Origin of the sequence: Mycobacterium sp., assembly GCF_035506235.1 — a bacterium.
In the GTDB taxonomy this organism is placed as follows: domain Bacteria; phylum Actinomycetota; class Actinomycetes; order Mycobacteriales; family Mycobacteriaceae; genus Mycobacterium.
The window spans coordinates 1-6,421 of the sequence record NZ_DATJPU010000265.1 but is presented as its reverse complement, the minus strand read 5'-3'; the positions used below and the strand labels follow the sequence as shown (position 1 = coordinate 6,421).

The following is a 6,421-nucleotide window of genomic DNA, read 5'->3' as shown; positions in this document are numbered from 1 at the left end:
CGACCAGGTCGGCCCGCGTGGGGCTGGGGGAGATTCCGTCGGAGGGTGTCTGATCGAGGTCGGTCATCGTGGGTCCTACTCCCTAGAGGCATGCCCGGCGGCGCGCAGGCCGCCAGTGTGGCAGCGGTGTTTGCACACCAGACGCGCAATTGGCGTCCGCCATATGAACGCGAGCCCACGTACGGGCGACGAAACGGCGTTCGGGTGACGGGCTTATGCGACGTAGCCCCGGGGGAGCACGGAGAAGTCGACGCAGGCCGCGGCCAGCAAGTCACCCAGCTGAGGGGCGACTGGCGCGCGGAGTTTGAGCATCGCGCCGGCCGACGGCGCTTTCAGCGTGGCGATGTTCTTGTTCGACAGCAATTGGATTGCCTCGGTTTCGATGTCGCGCCAGCCGGTGTGCACCGTCATCAGGGTGAGGACGCGCCCAGCTCGTCATCGGCGGGGGACAGGATCGGATGGTGCCAGGCGTCGTCACTCGCGCGGCCACGACGGTCTGGTCTCCGAGAATCGGCATGGCGAAATCCTAGGCCGGGTGTCAATGGCGGTAATCGAGCGGCGCCCGTCTCGAAGCGTGGGGCAGCGCACGGCGGTTTTCGAATAGGTTCCGGTGATGACATCGACGACGTGGGATGTCGACGGACGCAGGGTGTTTGGGGCGGCCGCCGGGAGCGGCGAGCTGGTACTGCTCCTGCACGGCTACCCGCAGAGCGCGTTGTGCTGGCGCCACCAGATCCCCGCGCTGGCTCGCAGCCATCACGTCGTGGCGCCCGACTGGCCCGGCTTCGGCCGGTCCGATCCGCCGTCGACCCCGCCGACGTTCGACAACGAGATCGACCGGATCGAGCGGTTCGCGCGGCAGTTGGGGTGGCAACGCTTCAACCTGTGCGCCCACGATTACGGCGGTTTCATCGGACTCGGCTACGCCATCCGCCACCCCGACCGCGTGCAAAGACTCGCGCTCTTGAACACCCGCGCGCACGGCATCTTCCGGCCGTGGTTTTACCGGTTCTCGCTGGGGCAGCACCGGATCGCGACCAACCCGGTGCTGTCCGCGACCGCGCGGCGCCTGCCGTTGGCCACGCTGCACCACGTCGCCCTGGCCCGCTACCGAAAACTTGGCTGTTTCGACACCGCCGTCGAGGCCGAGTACCTGGCGTGGATGGACACCCCGCAAGGCAGGCGCACGTTTTGGGAATTTTTCGCCCACTACCCGGTGCCCGCGGTCGGATGGTTGGCGGACGGGCTCGCGACCGTACGCTGCCCGGTCGCGGTGATCTGGGGCGACCGCGACCCGTATATCCCGTTCGACACCGCACGCGAATTGGCCGACCGCATTCCCCATGCCACGCTGACTCGCGTGCGCGGCGCCGACCACTACGTCATGGAGGAACGCCCCCGCGAGGTGACGGACGCGCTGGTGCACCTGCTGAACATGGCTCCCGTCGCTAATCGGTGACGGTCATCTGGTCGTCGCTGGTGGCCCACGACTGCGCGAAGACGTCGATCGGCGCCTGTTCGTCGCGGCCCTGCTCGCTGCCGCTGTCGTTCAGGTGTACGACGCCGGCCGCGGTGTCGACACCGGTCACCACGACGGCGTGGTCGGCTTCGGGTTGGCCGTCGGGAGTCTTGTCCTCGACGGGCTCGCGCCAGATGAGTTCGGAGTTGACCCCGGCGATGACCTTGCGGCCCTTGGCCAGGTCCTGCTCGAGTGCCGTCATTCCTGCGGGGGCACCTTTCTTTGTGGCGCTCGCCTTGTCGGTCGACACGGCGTGGATGCCGTAATGCGCAAGCAGCGCCGGTTCGTCGTCGAACGAGGTGCCGCCGCTGCCGGGCTTGCGTTTCTTCGGCGTGGTGTAGATCGGCCCGGCGTGGACGGTACTGGGCGTGGACTGGGCCAGCTTGACGATTCCCTGCTCGGAGGGCTGCTTGCCGGTCAGCTCGCCGACCACGTCGGAGACCGCCATTTCCACGCAGTCGTCGTCGTATCCCTGGTAGCGCCAGAACGCGGAGGCCGCCGCGGGATTGCCGTACAGCGTGCCCTCACCGCGGGGCGGGTTTGGCGTGGCGTGGGCGGTGCCCACCGCGAGAATCAGCGCGGCGGCACCGGCCAGCGCGGCAGCGCCGGCGGCCCGGGCCGTGCGAGCGACGATCATGCTGTGAATGTCTGAGAAGGGCGTCGCGGCGTTACCTAATGCGCGCCGGCCAGGTTCAACGTGACCACGCCGGCGATGACTAACGCGACGCCCGCGACCTTCGCCACCGACACCGGGGAGCCGAGGAACAGCACGGCGATCAGCACGATGGCGGCCGTACCGATCGCCGACCACAACGCGTAGGCGACGTCCGTCCGCATGCCGCGCGCGATGGACAGCGCCAGCAGCGCGAAGGAGACGGCGTAGCCGACCAGGCAGGTGACCGTCGGCCACAGCCGGGTGAACCCTTCGGTGCTCTTGAGCAAGCTGGTCGCGACGACCTCGGCGAAGATCGCGCACAGCAGCAACAGGTAGGTCAACGCTAACCCGACGTGGACTTCGTGGGGTTCGCGGCCTGCCCCTCGTCTGCGACGGCGTCCAGGTGGCTGTCGTGCGCGGCCTGCCAGTGCTCATCGGCCGCCTGCTGCAGCTGGGCGGAGGAGCCACGTCCGTCCATGGCGGCGCGTTGGTAGGTGTTCGCCGTCCGCTCGTGCACGCGCGCCAATTCCTCGTGCCGTTGAGCAGCGGCGTGGTGGGCGTCCACGGCGGCTTGCAGAGATTCCCCGGCGCGGTGGCGCGCCAAGCTGACCGACTCCTGGGACGGCCGGTCGCCGGCGGCCAACTCGGCCCTTCGTTGGCGAAGCTCCTTCACTCGCTGCTCGACCTGTGCCGCGCGTTCTGCCGGGCTCGAGTGCCCGGTACCGGTCTCTTCAGCCATTTCCCACTCCCAACTCCACCTGCCCAACCAACTATCACGCTACGACGGTAGAAACTATGACGGCTACGACGAAAGGCGCGCCATGACCGTTTCCCCACGACTGATGCGCTTCGATGTCAGCGACGTGGTCGGCGAGCAGGCATGGTTGGCGGCGACCTACTACCCGGCACCCGGCGCCGAGGCCGCTGGCGCGGTGCTCGTCTGCCTGCCGGGCGGCACCTACAGCCGCGAATACTGGGACCTCAAGATTTCCGGCCGTAGCGGTTACAGCTTTGCCGAGTTCGCCACCGCGAACGGTTACGGTGTCGTCACGATCGACCCGCTGGGAACGGGCGAAAGTTCCAAGCCTGCACGCGATTTCGATTTCACTGACATCGCTGCCGCGCTCGCGCGGGCAGTGTCCGCCTTGCCGGCCGTGACCGGTGACCACGCGCCCGCGGTGGCCGTGGCGCATTCGCTGGGCGCATATCTCGCGGTCGTTCAGCAATCGCTGTTTTCCAGTTACGCCGGACTCGCGGCTCTGGGCTGCACCAATCAACACGTCGCACCGCTGAACCTGGATTCGGCGTTCATCGCCCGAGCCGGAACTCCGCAGGGCCGCGACGAGCTGGCCCGGCAGATCCTTTCCGCTCTTCCCGAGCGATATGCCGAGGCCCCCCGCGAGTATTTGCAGAGCTGGTTTCACCTTGCCGACGTTCCCGCCGATGTGGTCGCGGCCGACTGCGTCACGGCGAAGTCGGTGGTGCCGCGGGTGTTCGGCACCGCGATGATCCCCGGCGTCGTCGCCGAGCACGCCGCACAGATCGACGTTCCGGTGCTGCTGGGCTATGGCGTGGTCGACGTCTCACCGGACCCGCGCGCGGAAGCGGCCCTGTTTCGCAGTAGCCCCGACATCACGACGGTCGTCCTGGCCGACAGCGCGCACTGCCACAACATGGCTTCGAGCCGCCATCGGCTTTGGCGGCGCCTGCTTGACTGGGCGGCGACCGTAACGTCTGGGTGGTGATGAAGGTTTTCGACCGCCATGCGCCGGCTGTGCTGAGCCTGTTTCGGTTTGTCTACGGTTCGCTGTTCGCCGCGTACGGCTCGATGATCGTCTTCGGCTGGCCCGTCCGACCGACATGGTCCGTCGAGTTCGGAGCGTGGCCCGGGTGGTACGCGGGCATTATCGAATTGGTGACCGGGTTGCCGATCGCGATCGGATTGCTCACCCGCGTCGCGGCGTTCATCGCCTCGGGTGAAATGGCCGTCGCCTATTTCTGGATGCACCAACCGCGATCGCTCTGGCCCATCGGGGATCCACCGGCGGGCAATGGCGGGGTTGCGGCGATACTCTTCTGCTTCGGTTTCTTCCTGCTGGTCTTCACCGGCGGAGGGAGATATTCGATCGACGCGCTACGCGGCAAAGCCTGACGCTGCATTTCGCAGCGAGGTTTACGTCCCGCCAAAGTTCAACGCCGGCCGCGGGACGTTGCGTTGCAGCGCGTCGACGGCGCTGGGCACTGCGCGGGCGAAGTCTTCAGATGCCAGCGCCGGATGACCGATGTCGATCAGCAGTCGGTCGGCGGCGCCGACCCCGCCTTCCGACCAGGCTTTGAGGATGGCTTTCGCGCCTGTGTAGGCGAGTGTCGCACCGTCGGCGAGTTGACGCGCGAGCGCATCGGCCACGTCGGTGACTTCGGCGCAATCCGCCAGGCGTGCGATGAGCCCCAGTTGTTGGGCTTCGGCTCCCGACACAACGTCGGAGAGCACCGCCATCCGGGCGGCCTGCGCGCGACCGGCTCGTTCCGCCAACCTTTGCAGACCACCGCCGAGCGGGGGTAACGCGATTGTTGGCTCGGGAAAACGTAATTGAGCATCATGGGCAGCCACGATGAAATCGCAATGCAGGGCAAGTTCGAGGCCGCCGCCCATGCAGCCGCCGCGTATGGCGGCGATCGTGGGGATCGCCAGGCCTTCGACCCGCTGAAAGACCTGGTTGAGCCGCAACAGGTAGGTGCGCATCCCCGAAGTGGAGAGCCCATGCCACTCAGCCAGGTCAACACCGAATGAGAAGTGGTCGCCCGCGCCACGGATCAGCAGCACCCTCGCGTGGCCGGTCTCGGCTGATTCGACCGCGCCGGCCAGCTCCTTGATCATCGCGGCGTTCAAGCGGTTTTGTGGCGGGTTTGAAAGCGTGACTATTCCGATTGCGCCGTCCTGCTCGTATGCCACGATGCCCATCGCTTGCTCCTCTTCTACGGGGGTGCAACTCCTACGCGGGTGCAACGCCGATCGTATGAATCAATTGCCCCACCTGCCCTGCGATGCGGCGCGTTCCAGCAGGGTGACGCCGTCGGCGCGCCTTTCGCGCAGCACGTCGCCGGGCAGCGAGTAGGGCGGCGCCGCCTCCGGGGTGCGCCGCCCGTGCGCCACGATCGCGTCCACCAACGTGCTCGCCATCGACAGCCGCGGGTATTGGATGTGAACCGCGGCGGCGGTCTGATCGTCGATGAACTCGGCGTTGCGGCCGAAATCCACACCGACACCACCGCGCACCAGGTAGCACAGCGCTCCCCGCCGCTCGGCGATGCCGGCGGAAGAGTGCAGGGCAATGGCCTCCCACACGGCGTCCACCAGCGCGCGCTCGCAGCCGTGCTCGGTCAGCAGCGTCACCGCCAGATCGGCACCCTCGACCTCGAACCTCTCCTTGCCGGGGGCCGCTGTGCCGAGGCCCAGGTCGTGCAGCATGCAGCCCAAAAACAAAGCTTCCCTTGTGTATTCGACGTCCGCGCGCATCCCCTCGTGCGTGGCGAGCGCCTCAGCGAAGAGGTAACTGCGCACGCTGTGGTTGAACACGGACGGCGATTCGGTGGAGTGCGCCAATTGGATCGCGGCCTGCGTGACGGCGGTGTCTGGAAGGTCCGGATGCGACTGCATGGCCACCACCGTAGGGCCGCGGCCCTGTCGTGGGGAGTGGCCAGAACGACAACATCCCCACTATTTAGGCCATGACGTTTTGGGCGGCCCGACGCGCACTTCCGATCGACTGATGACAATGGCATTCTCTGTATTTGAGAAGCCGTTTCCGCGCGGTCCGGAGGAGGACTGGAGGATATTCGAATGGGCGCAGACCAACGGTGCGAGGGCATGGTCGCCCTCGTCACCGGAAGCAGCCGTGGCCTCGGCAAGGCGATCGCCGCCCGGCTTGCCGCGCGGGGAGCGACGGTGGCCTTGACCGCGCGCACGATGGACCCCGATCCCAAATACCAGGGGTCGCTGAGCCAGACGCGCGACGAGATCGTCGCCGCGGGTGGCCGGGCCGTCGCGATTCCAGCGGACCTTTCCAAGTCCGAGGAACGCGAACGGCTTTTCGGCGAGGTGGTGAGCGCCGTCGGCGCCCCGGACATCTTGGTCAACAACGCCGCGGTCACCTTCCTGCGGCCGCTCGACGGGTTTCCCGAACGGCGGGCCCGGCTGATGATCGAGATGCACGTGCTGGGGCCGTTGCACCTGAGCCAGTTGGCGA

At 67.3% G+C, this 6,421-nt stretch carries 10 protein-coding genes; 4 read left to right on the top strand and 6 right to left on the bottom strand.

From position 1 onward, the window contains the following. Positions 1–213: 213 nt before the first annotated feature. Entirely contained in the window at positions 214–411 is a 198-nt protein-coding gene (locus VMD50_RS24815; protein ID WP_325431733.1) for a hypothetical protein, read from the bottom strand. Positions 412–613: 202 nt separating this feature from the next. Here VMD50_RS24815 and VMD50_RS24810 point away from each other — a divergent pair, with 202 nt between their 5' ends. Further along, positions 614–1,459, top strand: a complete 846-nt coding sequence (locus VMD50_RS24810) for an alpha/beta fold hydrolase (protein ID WP_325431731.1) — start codon at positions 614–616, stop codon at positions 1,457–1,459. On the opposite strand, the gene VMD50_RS24805 is transcribed toward VMD50_RS24810, so the two are convergent. Genes VMD50_RS24805 through VMD50_RS24795 form a run of 3 tightly spaced genes read right to left on the bottom strand, consistent with a single transcriptional unit; the run spans position 1,449 to position 2,913 of the window. Next, positions 1,449–2,156 carry a cysteine peptidase family C39 domain-containing protein gene (locus VMD50_RS24805; protein WP_325431729.1) on the bottom strand — a complete coding sequence of 236 codons (708 nt, stop codon included), beginning with the start codon at positions 2,154–2,156 and terminating at the stop codon, positions 1,449–1,451. The genes VMD50_RS24810 and VMD50_RS24805 overlap by 11 nt on opposite strands. A gap of 35 nt (positions 2,157–2,191) precedes the next feature. After that, complete coding sequence (locus VMD50_RS24800) at positions 2,192–2,515, bottom strand: DMT family transporter (protein WP_325431727.1); 324 nt, start codon at positions 2,513–2,515, stop codon at positions 2,192–2,194. 2 nt (positions 2,516–2,517) lie between these two features. Next, the gene (locus tag VMD50_RS24795) at positions 2,518–2,913 is read right to left on the bottom strand and encodes a hypothetical protein (RefSeq protein WP_325431726.1); all 396 of its coding nucleotides are present in this window, start codon (positions 2,911–2,913) and stop codon (positions 2,518–2,520) included. Positions 2,914–2,995: 82 nt separating this feature from the next. Between VMD50_RS24795 and VMD50_RS24790 the strand changes: the two genes are divergently transcribed. Together VMD50_RS24790 and VMD50_RS24785 are read left to right on the top strand one after the other, a co-directional pair. Then, positions 2,996–3,919, top strand: coding sequence for an alpha/beta hydrolase (locus VMD50_RS24790; RefSeq protein ID WP_325431723.1), 924 nt, complete (start codon positions 2,996–2,998; stop codon positions 3,917–3,919). Continuing rightward, positions 3,919–4,326: a DoxX family protein gene (locus VMD50_RS24785; RefSeq protein WP_325431735.1), complete on the top strand. Its 408-nt coding sequence runs from the start codon at positions 3,919–3,921 to the stop codon at positions 4,324–4,326. Before VMD50_RS24790 ends, VMD50_RS24785 begins: the two co-directional genes overlap by 1 nt. 21 nt (positions 4,327–4,347) lie before the next feature. Here VMD50_RS24785 and VMD50_RS24780 read toward each other — a convergent pair whose 3' ends face one another. After that, the gene (locus tag VMD50_RS24780) at positions 4,348–5,136 is read right to left on the bottom strand and encodes an enoyl-CoA hydratase/isomerase family protein (RefSeq protein ID WP_325431721.1); all 789 of its coding nucleotides are present in this window, start codon (positions 5,134–5,136) and stop codon (positions 4,348–4,350) included. Between the two features lie 60 nt (positions 5,137–5,196). Continuing rightward, on the bottom strand, positions 5,197–5,832 hold the full coding sequence (locus VMD50_RS24775; RefSeq protein ID WP_325431719.1) for an HD domain-containing protein: 636 nt from the start codon (positions 5,830–5,832) through the stop codon (positions 5,197–5,199). Positions 5,833–6,015: 183 nt separating this feature from the next. Here VMD50_RS24775 and VMD50_RS24770 point away from each other — a divergent pair. Further along, on the top strand, positions 6,016–6,421 hold a 406-nt coding region (locus VMD50_RS24770), incomplete at its 3' end, for an SDR family NAD(P)-dependent oxidoreductase (protein WP_325431717.1).

Excerpts from the sequence above, each read along its gene's own strand:
- VMD50_RS24790 (WP_325431723.1), top strand. The coding sequence starts at position 2,996 with ATGACCGTTTCCCCACGACTGATGCGCTTCGATGTCAGCGACGTGGTC.
- VMD50_RS24795 (WP_325431726.1), bottom strand. The coding sequence starts at position 2,913 with ATGGCTGAAGAGACCGGTACCGGGCACTCGAGCCCGGCAGAACGCGCG.
- VMD50_RS24810 (WP_325431731.1), top strand. The coding sequence starts at position 614 with ATGACATCGACGACGTGGGATGTCGACGGACGCAGGGTGTTTGGGGCG.
- VMD50_RS24780 (WP_325431721.1), bottom strand. The coding sequence starts at position 5,136 with ATGGGCATCGTGGCATACGAGCAGGACGGCGCAATCGGAATAGTCACG.
- VMD50_RS24785 (WP_325431735.1), top strand. The coding sequence starts at position 3,919 with ATGAAGGTTTTCGACCGCCATGCGCCGGCTGTGCTGAGCCTGTTTCGG.
- VMD50_RS24805 (WP_325431729.1), bottom strand. The coding sequence starts at position 2,156 with ATGATCGTCGCTCGCACGGCCCGGGCCGCCGGCGCTGCCGCGCTGGCC.
- VMD50_RS24815 (WP_325431733.1), bottom strand. The coding sequence starts at position 411 with ATGACGGTGCACACCGGCTGGCGCGACATCGAAACCGAGGCAATCCAA.
- VMD50_RS24775 (WP_325431719.1), bottom strand. The coding sequence starts at position 5,832 with ATGCAGTCGCATCCGGACCTTCCAGACACCGCCGTCACGCAGGCCGCG.